Raw genomic sequence first — 18,262 nt, 5'->3', positions numbered from 1 at the left:
TTAAATTTTAGTTTAGATTGTTGAACTATGCATTATCAATTGAAAAACTCATGACTTGATCGATATTTTGAACCTCACAAGCTATCATCACTAATCTATCCACCCCTAAGGCAACGCCCGAGCAATCAGGTAAGCCATTTTCCATTGCAGCCATGAAATGCTCATCTAAACCTATTTCGGTCAGACCACTTTGTTGACGAACCTGATTATCGTTTTTAAACCGTGACAATTGTTCCTTAACATCACTCAATTCGTAATACCCGTTAGCAAGCTCTAATCCTTTAAAATAAATTTCAAATCGTTCCGCCACACGAGGGTCGTCCTGTTTTATGCGAGCTAGAGCTGCTTGTGACGCTGGAAAATCAGTTATCGCCACAGGTTTAACACGACCAATTTTAGGTTCTACAACTTGACTGCAAAGCAATTGTAAAAGTACATCTTTTGAAGTCTCATGCTGAGCAATATTAGCAAACCCAAAATACTCTGCTTTGCGTTTTAAGTCTTTTAAAGTGCAGTTTAAGGGATCAATATCACAATAAGTGAGGAAAGCTTGCTGATAAGTGTGTCTATCGAGGGGATCGGTTTTGAGTATCTTTTGCAAGAGCTCATCTATTTCGTCAATTAACTGGGATGAATTAAAGTCGACGCGATACCACTCTAACATGGTAAATTCAGGATTGTGATGCTTACCAGACTCCTCATTGCGAAAGGATTTACATAACTGAAAGATACTGCCACTTCCGGCACACAATAAACGCTTCATGGCAAACTCTGGGGATGTCTGCAAAAATAAGCTTTCAGTTTCTGGCTTTAAAGGGCTATTAAATTGTGTGCAAAAACCCTGAAGATGTATGTCGGTGACACTTGCATGTGCTAACACCGGGGTTTCCACTTCTAATACGTTACGATGAGCGAAAAACTCACGGATCTGAGTATTAATCTCTGCACGCTTTTTCAGGGTTTGAATAGTTGCGGTGGGTCGCCAGTTGACTGATGAATTCATAAAATCCAGATAATTTGAGAGCCCAATGGGAATTGGGCCCTAGACGTGGAAACTTATTTTTGCGCCCGTGAAACGTATTCACCGCTGCGTGTATCTACTCGTATTACTTCACCCCTTTGAACAAACAAAGGAACTCGAACTACGGCACCAGTCACCAAAGTAGCAGGTTTGCCACCTGTCCCAGCAGTATCACCTTTTAGACCAGGATCAGTTTCAGTGATCTCTAGTTCAACAAAATTAGGTGGTGTCACGACGATTGGGCTACCGTTCCACAGGGTAATTGTGCAATTGTCGTTCTCAACCAACCACTTCACACTCTCACCTACGGCTTTTTCGTCAGCAGCAATTTGTTCGAAAGTTTCGTTGTTCATAAAATGGTAAAATTCACCATCGTTATAAAGATACGTTAGTTCCGTATCCATTACATCTGCACCTTCTACGCTGTCACCGGATTTAAAGGTTTTCTCTAACACTTTTCCGGAAATAAGCTTACGAATTTTAACTCGGTTAAAGGCCTGACCTTTACCTGGTTTTACATATTCGTTCTCAAGAACGTTGCAAGGTTCGCCGTCGAGCATTATCTTTAAGCCCGCTTTGAATTCATTTGTGCTGTAATTAGCCATAAACCCTCTAAATTAATCGATTGAGTACTCGTTTGGCCAAGATAATACCTAAAAAATCCATCTCTGTAGAGAGTAACTGGCAAAAAGAACTAGCAACTAGCTTTAATGATCCGCAAAAACTACTGAAATATTTAAATATTCCAGCGGAAGAACAGATTAAAAATTTAGCGGCTAGGTCACTTTTTCCCATGCGTGTTCCACAACACTTTGCTAACTTGATGAGCAAAGGTGACACCCAAGATCCGTTATTCAAACAAATATTTCCGTTATATGACGAATTTCTGGAAGACCCTGAATACACGGTTGATCCTTTGCTAGAACAAGAAACACCGCAACAAGGAATTTTGCATAAGTATCAAACCCGGGCGCTATTAATGGTTCGTGGAGGGTGTGCGGTTAACTGCCGTTATTGTTTCCGTCGACACTTCCCCTATCAGCAAAATAGTTTGAATAAACAGGGATGGATAGAAGCCTTAGATTATATTGCGCAAGATTCAAAATTAAATGAGATAATCTACTCTGGTGGTGATCCGCTAATGGCCAAAGATGACTTTCTAGCATGGCTAACCAAGCAGATTGAACAGATTCCTCACATAACGCGACTAAGAATGCACACCCGCTTGCCAGTAGTCATTCCGAATCGAATAGACGCTCAGTTTCTTAAATGGATTAGCCAGTCTAGGTTAAAAATGATTATGGTATTGCATATCAATCATGCTAATGAAATCGACACAAAGTTACTCTCAAAGCTAAATTTACTGCGGGAAAAACAGGTAACCCTGCTTAATCAATCTGTATTACTTGCTGGCGTAAATAATACCGCCGAGAGTCAAATAGCCTTAAGTGAACGTTTATTTGAAGCTGGCGTGATGCCATATTATTTGCATATGCTGGATAAAGTGAAAGGTGCTACTCACTTTGCTGTGAACGAAAATCAAGCAAGGGAAATCATGGCAGAAATGATAAAGCGCTTGCCAGGATTTCTTGTCCCAAAACTCGTAAGAGAAATAGGCGGACAACCTGGCAAGACACCTTTAGACTTACATCTCCACCCTTAAATTAAGCAAATGTGTTTACATTTGACCCAATAGCAGGATTAGAAGAAACTTTTGGTACGTCAGCCGCTGATTCCAACAACTGAAGCGTCGCTTGACCTTGCGTCTCTTGATTTGATTTCGCGAGTTGCAAAGCTTTGGTTTCAAGTGACGCACCGGTAGCCCCTGATGCATTTACACCCTGAAGTTCCATACCAATTACCTCATTGCTTGTAGCAATTTAAAAAAACAGGCAGAATTACCCGTCTACGCTTGTTATCGACTCTAATTAAACATTCTTGAGTATTTTTTTTCACTTTATTGAGATTATTTTCCATGTCCCCACAATTGAACGCGACACTTCGCCCGTTATTTGAGAAATTAACTGAAAATATGCAGCTTATTTATCGTAAAGCTATAGATGCAGACGAAGCACTTTCTAAACTGCAACAATCAGGAAAAGGAAAGTTTAATCATATATTTGCAGAAGACGCGGGATTTGGCGTTCAAAGCAAACGATTCATGCCCTATGTAAAGGAGCTTGCCGCCGAGGTCGCTGAACTTGAAACCGCGGAGCAACAAAAATTCGAGAATGCTCTGCCTGGAATAGTCAAAAAAATGGAATTATTACTCAGTACTTTAAGTCAACTAAAAACGACTCTTTAGTAACAAGGCTAATATGAAACACGGCTAAAATCATATTGATAGAGCCAACATAATTGATTAGGTTGTTTTTTGAGCAAAATACACCATAATTATAAGCAGAGGTCTAGATATTTAAACTCGATTTGAAAGTGTAGAACATAGTAATCAGCTATGTATAAAGTTTGGAGGTGAGATCATGGAAATTACAACAAGTAACAGTCTAAATAATATATCTAACTCTCTTTCCAATACTTCAAATAGTAAAGAGCCTAGCCTCAATGCCTTCGGCATAGGAAGTGCAAACAAACCAGAGGTTGAGCTCTCAGCTCAAGCTAGAATTTTACAACAAAACGAACAAACTCTGCAGGAACGGACTCAACCTGAACAAAACCAAAGTACAGAGGCAGATAATCAAAATGATAGTGCTGAACCTCTTTCTGGTAATGAATTTATTCGGGTTTCCAGCAGCGTTGGCTCTGCAGCGAAAAATAATTTAACCACTGAAAAGGCCACTGAAGTCTACCGCTCTATTCAAGAACTCTTGTAGCACCACCTATCATTGAAGGGTATCAGTGTTACTATTTTTAGCCTTGAATTCTAGATACAAAGGTAGGTGTTCAAGATGCTGGTTAATTTGAGCAACCGTCTGCTTGTATTCGTCACTTTCAACATTTCCATATTGCTTAATAAAAGCCTGTTTACTCAAGCCTTCAGGTAAATTATCGATAGCAGGGAAAAATAAATCTTCGCTTTCTACTTGTGCTAAGGCATCTTGGAAAGCTTCAGCGTAGATAGGATCGATAGCCATAGACGCAAATTTAATTCCAGCCAGATCAGCAGCTAAATCAGCAAAACTAAAACCAGAGCCCCCCTCAGCCCTATCCATCAATTCCTTAAACTCTCCAACGGCATGACTTATTCCTTGTTGGGTTAAAATCTTTATTGCTGAAGAAATGACAAAATGTTGAGTTAAATCGCTGCGTCCTCTTAACAGGGGACGGTAATAAGGCATTACCAACTTGTTTTGATAAGGCTGCACGTCACCTATAAAATTCGCCATGCGGTGGTGACCTACATAAATTGCTAAGGCTAATAAGGCCGATTCATTTTCCATGACAGCACTAGATTGAGGCGTCCTAGTCTTGACCTTTTTGAATAGCGGGTTCATAAAATCAGATAATGGCAATCCACCACGGTGTTGCGAAAAACTCAAACTATCTAAAAATGCCAAATAATAACGAACTCTTTGTTTAAGCTCCTCATCACCGCTGCCTGAGAGTCCGTTTTTGATTTCATTTAAGCTAACTAAAAAGTCATGAATAGGAATTAACTTTACCTTTAATTCCTCAGCAGAAACGGTTATTTCAGAGATTTGATCCAAAGCTTGATCACCCAGATCACTATCAGTCAACCGATTCACGATAAAAGTCATCACTGAAATACCCCAATCCCCAGATATTGGCAGATCTCCTAAATTTACATTTGCCACTTTAATCCTGGAGGCTGAATACAAATCGCCTTGCAAATTAATATAGACAGATGGCCATTTAATTGGGATTTTATAACTAAATTTAACGCCTAATTTTTTAGAGTTTGTATCGACTTGCCCAGAGAACTCTGGAATAGCACGTTGTAAAAAACCAACAATACTGTTCATTTGCGGTTTAGAAATAATTATGGTTTGCGGAATGTAACGTTTACGAGTTATTTGCCTCGTCTGATCTATTAGAATATTGATACTATCGGCATCATCAACTTGCACAGATGCATTGGTCGCAACTATTGGTTTTGATTCGACAATTAGCACTACTAATATAACTAAAATTGCGACTAAGAGTAGCAAGAATAGTTTGCAAAATTTAATTACTTTAGACATCAGCAACCGTCCAAACAACTCGCAACACCGACCTGATAAAAATTAACCTTGTTTTACCGATTTGCTTATTTAATGAGTAGAAAAATCAACTATTTATTCTGCTGCAAGCCTGAACAATAAGTCACTTTTTAACAGCTTATCTTGACCCCCCCCATAGAACAACCTGGCTCTGCAAAGCCGAAGTCAGCAATAGCCTCTGATTGATCAGCATTAGGATTCACCGTAGAAGTGTCAAGTTCTTATCTTTTGGTTTTATCATTTATTAAACGTAAGGTAGCACACATATTTCCGGCCGTGCTATTTAATACAGAAATCTTTGCATCACTTGAAATTCCTAGAAGTTTTGGCGATGCAAATACGAACAAATGCCTAATATAAAATTAATTATTGTTAATTAAACTTCAGCCATATTGCCTTTAGATTCTAACCAGACCTTACGATCCGAAGCACGCTTTTTAGAAAGTAGCATGTCCATTAATTCCATCATTTGCCCGGCATCACCTTCAGTAAGTTGAACAAGACGACGAGTATTAGGATCCATAGTCGTTTCTCTAAGTTGCATAGGGTTCATTTCCCCCAAACCTTTGAATCGTTGCACATTAACCTTACCGCGTTTTTTTTCAGCTTCAATTCGGTCTAAGATCCCTTGTTTTTCACCTTCATCAAGGGCGTAATAAACTTCCTTACCCACATCAATTCTAAACAAAGGCGGCATGGCAACATACACATGTCCACGATTGACCAGAGTTCTAAAGTGACGCACAAATAATGCACATAACAAAGTAGCAATGTGTAATCCATCAGAGTCTGCATCGGCTAAAATACAAATTTTACCGTAACGTAACCCCGTTAAGTCCTCTGAATCTGGATCTATCCCTAAAGCCACCGATATATCATGGATCTCTTGAGATGCCAGTACTTGGGATGAATCCACTTCCCAACTATTTAATATTTTACCGCGCAGAGGCATGATAGCTTGAAAAACACGATCTCGAGCCTGTTTAGCGGAACCGCCAGCAGAATCCCCTTCCACCAAAAACAGTTCAGAACGTTCAATATCCTGATTGGTACAATCGGTCAATTTACCCGGTAATGCCGGACCTTGAGTAACCTTTTTACGAGCAACTTTTTTACTTTGGCGTAAACGGCGCTGCGCGTTGTTAATACACATGTCGGCCAATAACTCAGCCACATCAGTATGTTGATTCAACCATAAACTAAACGCGTCTTTAACCACACCTGAAACAAATGCAGCGGATTGCCGTGACGACAAACGTTCTTTAGTTTGTCCGGCAAATTGCGGATCTTGCATCTTTGTAGACAGAATATATGCACATCTATCCCAGATATCTTCCGGTGACAGCTTCACTCCACGGGGTAATAGGTTTCGGTACTCACAAAACTCTCGCATGGATTCAAGTAAGCCTTGTCGGAGTCCATTTACGTGAGTTCCACCTTGTGCAGTAGGGATCAAGTTAACGTAGCTTTCAGTTACCAGTTCTCCACCTTCAGGTAACCACATTACCGCCCAATCTGCGGCTTCATGATTGCCCGCCATTTTACCAACAAATGGTGCATCTTCAGGTAAAGTAATGTAATCACTGACTGACTGATATAGATAGTCTCTTAAGCCATCTTCGAAATACCATTCTTGACTTTCTTTGGTGATTTTATTGTCGAACTTAATTTTTAAACCAGGACATAAAACCGCTTTAGCGCGCAATATATGCAATAACTTGGTCACAGAGAACTTAGCAGAATCGAAATAAACAGGATCGGGCCAAAACTTTAAACCAGTTCCGGTATTACGTTTTCCGCAGGTATCGACAACTTTAAGATCTTCAACTTTGTCGCCGTTTTCGAACGCCATGCTGTAGACATTACCATCTCGTCGAATCAAAACTTCGACTCTAGTAGACAATGCATTCACCACAGATATTCCCACACCATGCAGACCACCAGAAAACTGGTAATTTTTATTGGAGAATTTACCACCAGCATGCAACTTGGTCATGATCAATTCGACCCCTGAAATGCCCTCTTCTGGATGAATATCCACAGGCATTCCACGACCGTCATCAACCACTTCCAATGACTGATCTTCATATAAAGTGACTTTGATATTACTGGCGAATCCTGCTAAAGCTTCATCGACACTGTTATCAATAACTTCCTGGCTAAGGTGATTTGGGCGAGTGGTATCGGTATACATCCCAGGACGACGTTTTACCGGATCTAATCCATTAAGGACTTCAATTGCATCAGAATTATATTGGTTTGACATGCTTTTTATTCGATTTTTGTTGCCAAAAGGAGGTGCTTTGTCACACCTATACTTGCATTGATGTTATCAACTCAAGATGAGCTGAGCAATCAACATATTAGGTTTTCTCTACTCTTGAGCGCTAATCATTTTTTTACAGGGTTTTGGAAGCCTAAAGTTAATGAACAACTAAATTAACTTAAGAGAGTAAAAATTTGAAAATTTCTGGCAGATGATCGGCGTAGTTTTGAAAGCTATGATCTCCCCCTTGCTCGATTGTCAGTCTACTATTTGCATATTTTTGCTCAGCTTGACGATAATCCAAGGTTTCATCATTAGTCTGTAATAACGCCCAATATGCTCTGGGATTATTTAAGTTGGTTGTATTCAAATCAATAAGTTGCTGAATATGTGCAGCTTGTAAGGTAAATTCTTGATTCGTGTAAGGGTTAATATGGGTGCCTAAAAAGTCCTCTAACAACTCAAAAGGACGAACAGCTGGATTAATTAATACCGCTTTACCACCGAACTTCTCAACCAAATGAGTAGACATAAACCCGCCCATGGAGCTGCCTATAAACGCTAATTTTTTATCTGCATATTTACTCACCAAACTTTCCAGCATATGAGCTGCTTCTAAAGGATAGTTCGGCACCTGAGGCACTTCCATTATCAACTCAGGATGATACTCACGCACATAAGTACTGGTTTGTTGTGCCTTGACTGATTGCGGAGAGCTCATAAATCCGTGGATATAAATTAGTACATTTTGCATTTATTTAAATTGTTCCTGTTGTAACCGAATAGTGGTGCTATCAAAGCTGCCATTGTTATGTAATTGATAAAGCTTAAAACCTGGCATTGCATCACTGATTGCGAAATCAGCTTGAGAAGCGAATTGCCAACATGTTGATGGACTAGAGTGAAAATCACACGCGAGAATTTTGTGGTGACTGTCATGATGAATGTGCCCGTATATCACCAACTTAACTTGCGGCAGTGTCGTCACAGCATTGACAAAATCGTCCCGATTAAGCCATTGATGTTTATCCATCCACCCACCACTAGCTAGAGGGTGATGATGACAAGCAATTAAATGAAAGTTATCAAGGTTATTTTGCAGCTTGTCTTTTAGGTTCTCTAAATCTTTATGGCAGACCCGTCCCAAGGTGTCTTGGTGTCGGGTATCTATGCCGTGCAAAAACCAATTGTCTATTTGCCATGGTTGGCTTTTGGCTAGATCCAAGTTTGCAAGGAGCTTGTTAAAGGCATTAGATTGATCGTGATTACCGGCAATCACTTTGAATTTATTGGATAAATTAAATTGAGCCATTAAGGTTAAAAAGTGCTGGTAACTTTGCTCGCTATCGTCACCTGAAATATCGCCGGTCACCAAGACTCCGTCAGGGTTAAGCTGTTCAACTTTGTCTAGAAGCAACTGTAAACTTTGGTATGGATTAATATTGTTAAAACCGGTTTTGCTCTTATCTTTGAACAAATGGCAATCACTAAGTTGCACTATCTTTGCCATGATGATTTACGTTAAGTCTCAGATGAGCCTATGGACTCAGCGTGACGTAAACAAAACGATAGCCATTCCGCAAGGAAGCGGTTAGTCATTTCCTTTTCGTTAGGCTGATGCATATGAGTATTGGGGTAAGCATAACTAGGTTTTAACGAACCGATATGTTGTGCACTCAATACCTCAGCAACATTGGCATCATGATAAAGTCGAATTTGCATAACTGGCCGCAAAAATGCAGGTACACCATCGGCTAACTGTGCCAATTCAACTGTACTGGTATAGCGGCTGCTATCGATAATTTTAACGCGATAATACAAGCCATCGTTAATTTCAAAGGTATAACTTAGTGTCACAGTGTCACAATCAGGCAACAAACGAAGTAGACGGGCATAATTAGCCTCACATACCGCCAACAATGAAGGTAAGTTTGGGACATATTTACGTTGTCGACTAAGTGTTTTCATGCCAAGAATTACGTACTTTTTGTTCGTTAATAAGGAACCATTGTACCGCGATAAGCGTAGCAGCGTTATCGATTTTACCTTGGTTAAGCCAATCAATTGCTTCTAACTTAGTTGCTCGGCGCACTAAGATGTCTTCACTCTCATGGTCCAGTCCGTGCACGCCTTGTGCAGTTGTTGCATCCACTTCACCAATATAAATATGGATCCGCTCCGTCGTTCCGCCTGGGCTTGAGAGATAACTAAGGGCTTTGTGCATACGTTTAATCGTTACACCAGCCTCTTCAAGTGCTTCGCGACGACACACCTCTTCGATGGACTCATTTTGTTCAATCATTCCTGCAACTATTTCAATTAACCAAGGAGATTCGCTCGTAGCAAATGCGCCTATACGAAACTGTTCAATGAAAACAAATTCATCAAGTATAGGATCAAACAATAATACAGCAACAGCATGACCTCGTTCTAAAACTTCACGGGTAACTAGTTGACTCCACCCACCACCAAATAAACGATGGCTAAATTGATAATTAATGAGTTTAAAAAAACCATTATACAGAGGTTTAGTTGTACTAATTTTTAAATCGTCTTTGCCAAATGTTGGAAAAGGTTTCAATTTTCAAACTCCAAATTTTATGTAGACTTGCTAATTTATCGGCTCAGTTACCTTGCTAAACACGCCATCTCGTAGCCTAATAGCATGAAATTTTTACCTTAAACACTATTGTCTAAAATATTAAGGTAAAATACATAAATTAGGTTATTAAAGTACAGAATCGGTGCAAAAGGCGAGTTAAATAACTCTGAATATAGGTTCTGCCAAACATATTCTGTTACACTTCACAGGATACTGTTACCACTTATGGTTTTCGATTAACGCTTGATTTACTTACACTTTGAATCGAAATAAAAATAATCGAAAAAACTAAACATCATGCAATACACTACGGAACAAAAATAGGAAAGCAAATGAAAAAATCAATTCTGTCTCTGCTTATTGGCTTTAGCGTGGCCACTCAAGCCTATGCAGATGATCTTTATCAGGTGTACCAACGCGCACTGGAACAAGATCCTACGATCAATCAAGCAAAAGCTGATCGTGACGCAGCCTTTGAAGGCATATCAATCAGCCGGGCGAACTTATTACCTCAAGTTTCTGGTGTTATTAGCTATAGTAAAAGTAATCAAGAATCACTTAATTATTCAAGTGGCAGCTCTTCACCCTCAATTATTACTACAGACACTGCCAATTTAGGGTGGGATATCAACCTGTCGTTGTCAGTTTATGACCATAAAAATTGGGTAGGCCTAGACCGAGCTGAGAAAGTTGCACAACAGAGCGACACAAATTATGCGTTAGCCAAGCAAGAGCTGATTGTTAGAACAACCATCGCTTATTTAGCCGTGCTTAGAGCAAAAGATGGTTTGGAGTTTGTGCAAGCAGAAAAGCGCGCTATAGAACGTCAGTTAGAACAGACTAAGCAACGTTTTGAAGTGGGTTTAACCGCTATCACTGATGTGCATGAAGCCCAAGCTAATTTTGATAATACCGTTGCCCAAGAAATTGTCGCTGAAAACTTAGTTGAGCTTAGACTAGAAGAATTGCGTGAAATAACCGGTAAATATCACGATAATTTATCGGTACTTAATACCGAGAGTTTTTCGGCTTCCCGACCTATTCCAGAGGAAGTAGATGGCTGGTTGGCTATTGCGGAAGAAAAAAACCTAGATCTTATGGTCAGCAAATTGGCAACTGAAATAGCCAAAGACGACATTAAACATGCTCGTGCTGGTCACTATCCTACACTTAGCCTTACAGCATCAATCGGCAGTAATGACACCGAAGTGCTTGGTGTCGACTTACCTGTTCGGGACAATGACTCAATTGGCCTAAATTTAAATGTGCCTATTTATTCAGGTGGCAGTGTTAGCTCTCAAACGGCACAAACAAAATATAACTATATTGCCGCTAGCGAGAGTTTAGAACTGACTCACCGTTCGACTGTTCGTTCTATTCGTAGTTCATATAATGATGTAGTAGCAGCAACCTCTACTATTCGAGCTTTTGAACAAGCGGTTATTTCTGCGCAAAGTGCTTTGCAAGCTACTGAAGCAGGGTTTGACGTAGGTACGCGTACCATAGTTGATGTGCTTAATAGCACGCGAAACCTGTTTGACGCTCGTCGCAACCTTGCTAGCGCTCGTTATGATTTTATCTCCGCAGTAATGACGTTGAAACGTTCAGCTGGTAATTTAACGGAACAAGACTTAGAAGATATTAACCGAGGGCTAAAACCAGCGTCCTAAGTTTATAAAACTTCAGAAAAATCCGTTATCGGTCGTGCCGTTAACGGATTTTTTATGTTCACCAAAACACACGTTTTGTTACGGTATGGACGCTTTATTTAACTTTTTGTTTGGACTTCAACTGACATGAATGCCTCTGCAATAAAAGCCAAATTTATTAAAATTCGTTCGAATAAAATTTTCGAGCTGGTAGTGATTTCAGTGATTATATTTTCTGCACTACTGGTTGGCGCGAAAACTTATGAGATGTCACCAACCTTGATATCTGTCACCACTTTTCTAGATTGGTTCATAACCTTTTTCTTTTTCACAGAGATAGCCATACGTTTTTTTGCAGAGCCTCGAAAACGGGATTTCTTTAAAAGTTTGTGGAATATATTCGACACCTTAATAGTGTTGGTGAGTGTGATACCCGCAGATAATAGCGATATGGCCATCATTGCACGCTTAGTGAGAGTATTTAGAGTTCTCAGGATGGTTTCCATTATCCCTGAATTGCGGCTGCTATTAACCTCTTTGGTAAAAGCCATGCCTCAACTCGGCTACGTAATGTTGCTGATGTTTATTATCTTCTATATTTATGGGGCAATTGGCAGCACCTTATTCGAAGAAATTAATCCCGAGTTATGGGGTGATATAACGATATCCATGTTGACCCTATTTCGAGTTATGACCTTTGAAGATTGGACCGACGTAATGTATGAAACAATGGAGGTTTACCCTCTAAGTTGGATATTTTACCTGACATTCATATTCTTAAGCGCCTTCGCGTTTTTAAATATGGTAATCGGTATTGTGGTGAATGTTATGGAACAGGAGAATGAAAAAGCTCGTAGTGAAAAAATGCTTGAACTGGGAGAGCCGACAATTGCTGACTTATCCAAACAATTGAGTGATATTCACCTGCAGCTAAATAAGCTGAACCAAAACAATCAACATAAAAAGACAGATATACAATAAACTAAACTGACTATACCAATCTGCTAGGATTTTCAGCCCAAAGTGCGACTAGCAGAATGGTAAGGGCAAACAGTAAGCTCTACTTTTCACTGCGCCACTCTGTGTTTTCTCAGCTTTATCTGTACGCTGTAAAGATTTATGTTCACCAACTATAAAATTTATTCAATTAAAATGAGAGTAAAGTCGTTTTAATTGCACTATAAAGATAGAACGTCAAAAAATAATTGACGGAAAAGCGTTTTAGAAGGATTTAAGCGTCAAAAGTATAACTAACCATAACCATCAGGTAAATTAAATAACCAAAATAAGCGCCAAAAGCTGTATTATTCAATTTTTAAAAGCTGGCATTGTTTTCGCTTAGAAATAACTTAAGTGATTAAAAACAAAAATTAGCTAACTACGATGATAGCAATGAACAGAATTGTTTTGCCCATTGCTTGTATCATTAATGGAATAAAATTATGCGTATTAAAAGAGTCTCAGAACCATTCAAGCACTTGGCTGGAAAGTCTTTTAAGTTAGTTTGTATAGATTTGAATAGGGAAAGTTCAAACCAAAAGTCTAAAATTCATGTGAACAATGTGATTAATTTTCCTTTTTCTCCAAAGTGTAAGAATTTCAAAAAAGATTAGAATTATTTTCTGATTTATTAAGATTAAACAAAAAGGGAGCGTATGCTCCCTTTTTTGATATATCGACTTTCTAGAGGTTCTTATCGAAACCTTATGGCTTTAAATCCCATATTGATTTTTTAGATTTTTAACCCGCTCAATATTATTTTCAGCCGTAAAAGTACGTTCACTAAGCTTCCGTCTCCCCAAGGTATTGTTGCCACTCGCAAATAAAACTTCCACGTAATTAAGATATATCTCATTATTTTTCATGGAATCATTTATGACACGATCATAATACTTTAAGGATTCATCATACTTTTCTTGCTTCATTAAGGCTTGAGCCAAAGTATCCACTGCATCAGGATTATCAGGATATTGCTCTACGGCTTGTTTAGCGTATTTTTCAGCCTCTTTTAAACGTCCATTTTGAGCGTACAAATACGCTAGGTTATTTAACACCACAAAATTATTTGGGTTTAGCTCCAAGGTTTTTTCATAAGTCGCTATGGCGGTTTCCTCATCCCCGCTTATTTGCCGTTCAGCAATCATCATCTTCACTGCTATGTCATTGGGATATTTTTCCGCATGTTGCTGCAATAATGAAAGTGCTTCGGGCTTTTTATCAAGCCGCTCTAAATTTACGGCTAACAAAACCGCATTTCGGCTATTTGGTACTACCTCATAAACCGCTTTAGAGTTATCCAGCGCCTCCGCATATTTCTCTTCAGACATTTGAATCCGAGCTTTGAAACCTTTTGCAACAGGCAGCTGCTGCGTTTTATCAGGCAAATTAGATAGCGCCCCTTTAGCTTCCTCAAATTGTCTAGACATCACTAGAAAGTGAGTTTTTAACACTTCAACGCTCAGATCATCTCGGGCTTCAAGAAAGCGGCTACTCAATTCAGCCCCTTCTGTAAACGCTCCTTTAGCATCAAGCAATAACATTTTACCAATGTTGGCAGCTTTGCTATTAGGATAAGCAGCGAGCCACTTATCATAATGCTGATTTGCATCCGCTATACCACCAATTCCAAGCAGCGCTTTACCTTTTAAGTTCCAATAAGTCGCTGGTGCAGTCTCATCATCTGAAACGCCTTCTAGCGATGCTAACACGTCATCCCATTTCTTTTCCGTTAAGTACATGCGAGCTACTACTAACTTCAACGAAACATTTTGTGGATCATTTTTCAGTGCGGTTAAGGCGGGCTCCATACCCTTAGCATTCTCTTTGATTTGCATGTGAGAAAGATAATAAGAGGCTAACGCAGGCACGAAATCTGGTTTTTTAGCTAAGATTGCCAACAATTTCTGATGCCCGCTGTCTCTATCCCCTCTGGCAATGTCTAAATTAGCAATAGCTAACTTAATAAGGCCATTTTCAGCATCCAGAACTTCAGCCTGCTTATACATATCCATTGCAGTATCAAAGTCTTTTTGTTTAGTGGCTAACTCCCCAGCCAACATATAACCTTTAAAATCATCAGGGTTAGTAGCAATCCATTCCTCGGCTAGAGCTTCAGCTTTATCGAGTTGGCCAGTAGCCAAATAGGCATTTGCTAAAGTGGCTTTAGTCACATCCATATCAGGACTTTGCTCAAGAGCATTTTCTAAATCAACGATGCCACTGACATCATTCAAGGAAAGTCTTAACACGCCTAAACGAGTTAAATCCTCAGCAGAACGGCTTATTTCAGCTGAACGCGCAATCACTTCTTTAGCATCATTCAGGTTACCAGCACGAATTAATTCATATCCAGCTTTGCTAAACAACTTAGCATCTTGTTCTGTTACTTCACTGAACATTTCCAACACATTGCTGGCATCTTCAGATAAGCCAAGTTCCAATTGGCTTGCTGCTAACATTTTTAACGCTGGGTGGTTAGGTTGCAAAGAACTGGCGATATAAGACAAGTGAGTATTTGCAGCCTCATAATCCTCAAGGACATAAGCAGCATATCCGGCAATCAATCTTAGAACTGGGTCACCACGACCACTTTGAATCGCTTTTTCAGCATATTTTTGTGCATTTTCATGCTCATTCTTAGCCGCGCTCACAACACTTTTTAATTGATTAAGTAATGCATTTTCTTGATTGATCGCGAGCAACTGATCGATGTAAGGTTCGGCTTCGGTTATTTTACCGTTGTCGACTAAAAGTTTTGCTAAAACAAAAACGATTTGCGTATCTTCTGGGTATGCTTCCAAATAAGATACATAAACGTCAGCGGCTTTATCTACCTGCTGAGTACGCAAATACAATTGACCTTGTAGTTTGAGGACGTCGGCGTTTTCTGGGTATTTTTGCGCTAGAGTTTCTGTTTTACTTACCGCCTCATCAACGTTTTGCTCTAACACCAAACCAAATATTTCAACTAACCCAGAGTACACTGTATCGGCATTAACCGTACTCAGTTGTTCCAATAACAATTTCGCATCCGCTTCTTTGCCTAATTGAGCCAAAGATTGTAATTTAAAAAAGCCCACTTCCATTTCTTGTTCTGGGGTCATTCCTGCTTCTGCATGATCAATTTGGCTTAATTCCGCATAAGCACCAGAATTTTGGTAAGCCTGTGATAATAAGGGGATAACGTCAGAAGCAGGCTGTCCATATTCTAATGCTCGGTTTAGTTCTTTTTCTGCACTTTCATATTGTTTTTGCTTTAAATACACTTTCCCCAATTCAAATCGGGCAATTGGATTTCTAGGGTCAGCTTGAACCGCACTTTTCAGTTCAATAACGGCAGAATTTAATTTATTTTGTGCAATAAACTCTTGAGCAGAGGTTAAATGTTCTTCACTTGTTTTCTGGGTACATCCGAGAATGAGGCTAACGCTAATTGCTATTAGTAATTTTCTCATATTGTTAACTCTTCCTTAATGTCAAATTAGCTCTATTTTGTTCTATGCTTCAAGTCTAATTATTTTTTACAGCAGGGTTTAGTCTAAAAACCAATAGACTAACACCGATTTTATTAAAATTAAGCCTATAATGTTAAGTAGCGGTTAACTGCCCGTTAAAAAATAAAAAATTATCACCTGAAATGGCACCTTTGTTGGCTTAAAATAAGGTTATCTAATATACTACGACTTTAATCAATACCGGCCTTTAGGCACTTTTCAAGATTGCCTGTTTAGCTGTAATTAGCTGATGTCAGTTAATTACTTATCCGGTAACCAGGGATCATGAATGACCAGTACGACAGATATAACCTTTAAAGAACTTAATCTACCTGAAGCACTCTTGCAAGCAATTGAAAAAGTTGGCTACGAAAAACCATCTCCAATTCAAGCCGAGAGTATACCGTTAATATTACAAGGCCATGACTTACTAGGCCAAGCACAAACGGGTACGGGGAAAACCGGTGCATTTGCACTTCCTATGTTGGCCAACCTAGATATTGATGCCGACTTCACACAATTATTGGTATTAGCCCCAACTCGGGAATTAGCTATTCAAGTTGCAGAAGCGTTTCAAGTATACGCTAGCTTTTCGAAAAAAATTCGCGTTTTACCAATATACGGTGGCCAATCTTACGACAATCAGATTCGCCAGCTAAAACGTGGTGTGCAAGTGGTTGTTGGTACACCGGGACGTGTTATCGACCATATCAAGCGTGGCACCCTTAAACTCGACAAGTTACGTTTTTTGGTATTGGATGAAGCCGATGAAATGTTACGTATGGGTTTCATTGACGATGTAGAATGGATTTTAAGCCATGCACCTGAAACACGCCAAACAGCATTGTTTTCAGCAACTATGCCAGCGCCAATCAAAAAAATAGCAGAACGTTATTTAAGCAATCCAAAACATGTGAAAATTGCTTCTAAAGTCAGTACTGCTAGTACCATTAAGCAGCGTTTCTGTCAGGTTGCAGGACATCACAAGTTAGAAGCTTTAACCCGAATTATGGAAGTGGAAGAATTTGATGGTGTCATCATATTCGTTCGTACCAAAACAGCAACGGTAGAGTTAGCCGACAAACTTTCAGCTCGTGGTTACGATGTTGAACCTTTGAACGGTGATATAGCGCAAAATGCTAGAGAAAGAACGGTTGACCGTCTTAAACAAGGTAAAATAGATATTCTTGTAGCTACCGATGTTGTAGCTCGAGGATTGGATGTTGAACGCGTAAGCCATGTTATTAACTACGACGTTCCATATGATACAGAATCTTATGTTCACAGAATTGGACGAACTGGTCGTGCAGGACGTCAAGGTGATGCGATTCTATTCATATCACATCGTGAAAAGCGCATGTTGTTCTCAATTGAAAAAGCGACGAAACAAAGTATTGAACAAATGCCGATTCCGTCAATTTCTGAAATTAATCAAACTCGTTTATCTCGATTCAAAACCAGTGTCATTGAAGCAATTCAAGACGATTCAATCGAAAGCTTAATTCCTATTGTAGAGTCTATTCAAAAAGAAACTGAAGCGGCCCCAGAAAAAATTATGGCGGCCTTGGCTAAAATTGCACAAGGCGATGAGCCATTAATCCTTAAAGAAGGTGACCGCCCTGACTTAAACGCTAAACCTGCTTACAACGAAAGAGATCGTGGACCTCGTAGTGGTGGCAGAGAGCGTGGTTCAAGAGATGAACGTGGTGGTCGCGGTCGTAATCGTAGCAGCAAACCAGACGAGGGAATGCAACGTTATAGAATTGATGTTGGCCATTCTCATGGGGCCAAACCTGGCAACATTGTTGGTGCGATTGCCAATGAAGCGAATATTAGCAGTAAGAATATCGGTGCCATTGAGATCTTCGATAGCTTTAGTACCGTTGACCTGCCTAAGGGCATGCCAGCTAATACCTTTGGTGTGCTCGAAAAAACTCGTGTAGCGGGGCAGCGATTGGCCATTCGTGAGTGGAGTGATGAGCCACCGAAACGTAAATCGCGTAAATTCGATAAACGATAATATACTAAACCCGCTCACAAGGCGGGTTTTTTG

At 39.6% G+C, this 18,262-nt stretch carries 16 protein-coding genes; 6 read left to right on the top strand and 10 right to left on the bottom strand.

Translation table 11 applies throughout. The annotated features are described in order from the left end of the window. Window positions 1–25: 25 nt before the first annotated feature. A complete protein-coding gene (gene epmA / locus AB6T38_RS11355; protein ID WP_372547420.1) occupies window positions 26–1,003 on the bottom strand; it encodes an elongation factor P--(R)-beta-lysine ligase in 978 nt (325 codons plus the stop codon). Window positions 1,004–1,056: 53 nt separating this feature from the next. After that, entirely contained in the window at window positions 1,057–1,626 is a 570-nt protein-coding gene (gene efp / locus AB6T38_RS11350) for an elongation factor P (protein WP_348491363.1), read from the bottom strand. Window positions 1,627–1,658: 32 nt separating this feature from the next. On the opposite strand from efp, the gene epmB reads away from it, so the two are divergent. Then, window positions 1,659–2,684, top strand: coding sequence for an EF-P beta-lysylation protein EpmB (gene epmB, locus AB6T38_RS11345; RefSeq protein ID WP_372547419.1), 1,026 nt, complete (start codon window positions 1,659–1,661; stop codon window positions 2,682–2,684). Between the two features lies 1 nt (window position 2,685). Here the strand turns inward: epmB and AB6T38_RS11340 are convergent, their stop codons facing one another. Then, window positions 2,686–2,874 carry a hypothetical protein gene (locus AB6T38_RS11340; RefSeq protein ID WP_348491361.1) on the bottom strand — a complete coding sequence of 63 codons (189 nt, stop codon included), beginning with the start codon at window positions 2,872–2,874 and terminating at the stop codon, window positions 2,686–2,688. A 122-nt stretch (window positions 2,875–2,996) separates the two neighbouring features. On the opposite strand from AB6T38_RS11340, the gene AB6T38_RS11335 reads away from it, so the two are divergent. After that, window positions 2,997–3,326 (top strand): hypothetical protein, encoded by a 330-nt coding sequence (locus AB6T38_RS11335; protein WP_348491360.1) that lies wholly within the window; start codon window positions 2,997–2,999, stop codon window positions 3,324–3,326. Between the two features lie 175 nt (window positions 3,327–3,501). Continuing rightward, window positions 3,502–3,852, top strand: coding sequence for a hypothetical protein (locus AB6T38_RS11330; RefSeq protein WP_372547417.1), 351 nt, complete (start codon window positions 3,502–3,504; stop codon window positions 3,850–3,852). Window positions 3,853–3,861: 9 nt separating this feature from the next. Here the strand turns inward: AB6T38_RS11330 and AB6T38_RS11325 are convergent, their stop codons facing one another. The 6 genes from AB6T38_RS11325 to nudF all read right to left on the bottom strand — a co-directional run bounded on the left by AB6T38_RS11325 (window position 3,862) and on the right by nudF (window position 10,046). After that, the gene (locus tag AB6T38_RS11325) at window positions 3,862–5,181 is read right to left on the bottom strand and encodes a hypothetical protein (protein ID WP_372547416.1); all 1,320 of its coding nucleotides are present in this window, start codon (window positions 5,179–5,181) and stop codon (window positions 3,862–3,864) included. A 394-nt stretch (window positions 5,182–5,575) separates the two neighbouring features. Continuing rightward, window positions 5,576–7,465 carry a DNA topoisomerase IV subunit B gene (gene parE / locus AB6T38_RS11320; protein ID WP_372547415.1) on the bottom strand — a complete coding sequence of 630 codons (1,890 nt, stop codon included), beginning with the start codon at window positions 7,463–7,465 and terminating at the stop codon, window positions 5,576–5,578. Between the two features lie 178 nt (window positions 7,466–7,643). Beyond that, window positions 7,644–8,219 (bottom strand): YqiA/YcfP family alpha/beta fold hydrolase, encoded by a 576-nt coding sequence (locus AB6T38_RS11315; RefSeq protein ID WP_372547414.1) that lies wholly within the window; start codon window positions 8,217–8,219, stop codon window positions 7,644–7,646. Beyond that, window positions 8,220–8,975 carry a metallophosphoesterase gene (locus tag AB6T38_RS11310; protein WP_372547413.1) on the bottom strand — a complete coding sequence of 252 codons (756 nt, stop codon included), beginning with the start codon at window positions 8,973–8,975 and terminating at the stop codon, window positions 8,220–8,222. An 11-nt stretch (window positions 8,976–8,986) separates the two neighbouring features. Next, on the bottom strand, window positions 8,987–9,433 hold the full coding sequence (locus AB6T38_RS11305) for a DUF1249 domain-containing protein (protein WP_372547411.1): 447 nt from the start codon (window positions 9,431–9,433) through the stop codon (window positions 8,987–8,989). Next, window positions 9,420–10,046: an ADP-ribose diphosphatase gene (gene nudF, locus AB6T38_RS11300; protein ID WP_372547410.1), complete on the bottom strand. Its 627-nt coding sequence runs from the start codon at window positions 10,044–10,046 to the stop codon at window positions 9,420–9,422. The genes AB6T38_RS11305 and nudF overlap by 14 nt, the downstream gene beginning before the upstream one ends. Window positions 10,047–10,399: 353 nt before the next feature. Between nudF and tolC the strand changes: the two genes are divergently transcribed. Both tolC and AB6T38_RS11290 read left to right on the top strand, forming a co-directional pair. Continuing rightward, window positions 10,400–11,737: an outer membrane channel protein TolC gene (tolC, locus tag AB6T38_RS11295; protein ID WP_372547409.1), complete on the top strand. Its 1,338-nt coding sequence runs from the start codon at window positions 10,400–10,402 to the stop codon at window positions 11,735–11,737. Between the two features lie 126 nt (window positions 11,738–11,863). Continuing rightward, entirely contained in the window at window positions 11,864–12,697 is an 834-nt protein-coding gene (locus AB6T38_RS11290; RefSeq protein WP_372547408.1) for an ion transporter, read from the top strand. 731 nt (window positions 12,698–13,428) lie between these two features. On the opposite strand, the gene prsT is transcribed toward AB6T38_RS11290, so the two are convergent. Beyond that, window positions 13,429–16,170, bottom strand: coding sequence for an XrtA/PEP-CTERM system TPR-repeat protein PrsT (gene prsT, locus AB6T38_RS11285; protein WP_372547407.1), 2,742 nt, complete (start codon window positions 16,168–16,170; stop codon window positions 13,429–13,431). 328 nt (window positions 16,171–16,498) lie between these two features. On the opposite strand from prsT, the gene AB6T38_RS11280 reads away from it, so the two are divergent. Then, window positions 16,499–18,229 (top strand): DEAD/DEAH box helicase, encoded by a 1,731-nt coding sequence (locus tag AB6T38_RS11280; protein WP_372547406.1) that lies wholly within the window; start codon window positions 16,499–16,501, stop codon window positions 18,227–18,229. The last annotated feature ends 33 nt before the right edge of the window (window positions 18,230–18,262 follow it).

It is taken from the genome of Aliiglaciecola sp. SL4 (assembly GCF_041538045.1).
Lineage (GTDB): Bacteria > Pseudomonadota > Gammaproteobacteria > Enterobacterales > Alteromonadaceae > Aliiglaciecola.
The sequence above is the reverse complement of the archived record's forward strand: the minus strand, read 5'-3'. Positions and strand labels throughout refer to the sequence as shown.

What these genes read in the sequence shown, in the direction of transcription:
- AB6T38_RS11290 (WP_372547408.1), top strand. Translation starts at nt 11,864, where the DNA reads ATGAATGCCTCTGCAATAAAAGCCAAATTTATTAAAATTCGTTCGAAT.
- AB6T38_RS11340 (WP_348491361.1), bottom strand. Translation starts at nt 2,874, where the DNA reads ATGGAACTTCAGGGTGTAAATGCATCAGGGGCTACCGGTGCGTCACTT.
- AB6T38_RS11305 (WP_372547411.1), bottom strand. Translation starts at nt 9,433, where the DNA reads ATGAAAACACTTAGTCGACAACGTAAATATGTCCCAAACTTACCTTCA.
- AB6T38_RS11330 (WP_372547417.1), top strand. Translation starts at nt 3,502, where the DNA reads ATGGAAATTACAACAAGTAACAGTCTAAATAATATATCTAACTCTCTT.
- epmA (WP_372547420.1), bottom strand. Translation starts at nt 1,003, where the DNA reads ATGAATTCATCAGTCAACTGGCGACCCACCGCAACTATTCAAACCCTG.
- parE (WP_372547415.1), bottom strand. Translation starts at nt 7,465, where the DNA reads ATGTCAAACCAATATAATTCTGATGCAATTGAAGTCCTTAATGGATTA.
- AB6T38_RS11310 (WP_372547413.1), bottom strand. Translation starts at nt 8,975, where the DNA reads ATGGCAAAGATAGTGCAACTTAGTGATTGCCATTTGTTCAAAGATAAG.
- AB6T38_RS11315 (WP_372547414.1), bottom strand. Translation starts at nt 8,219, where the DNA reads ATGCAAAATGTACTAATTTATATCCACGGATTTATGAGCTCTCCGCAA.
- tolC (WP_372547409.1), top strand. Translation starts at nt 10,400, where the DNA reads ATGAAAAAATCAATTCTGTCTCTGCTTATTGGCTTTAGCGTGGCCACT.
- efp (WP_348491363.1), bottom strand. Translation starts at nt 1,626, where the DNA reads ATGGCTAATTACAGCACAAATGAATTCAAAGCGGGCTTAAAGATAATG.
- AB6T38_RS11325 (WP_372547416.1), bottom strand. Translation starts at nt 5,181, where the DNA reads ATGTCTAAAGTAATTAAATTTTGCAAACTATTCTTGCTACTCTTAGTC.
- prsT (WP_372547407.1), bottom strand. Translation starts at nt 16,170, where the DNA reads ATGAGAAAATTACTAATAGCAATTAGCGTTAGCCTCATTCTCGGATGT.
- AB6T38_RS11280 (WP_372547406.1), top strand. Translation starts at nt 16,499, where the DNA reads ATGACCAGTACGACAGATATAACCTTTAAAGAACTTAATCTACCTGAA.
- AB6T38_RS11335 (WP_348491360.1), top strand. Translation starts at nt 2,997, where the DNA reads ATGTCCCCACAATTGAACGCGACACTTCGCCCGTTATTTGAGAAATTA.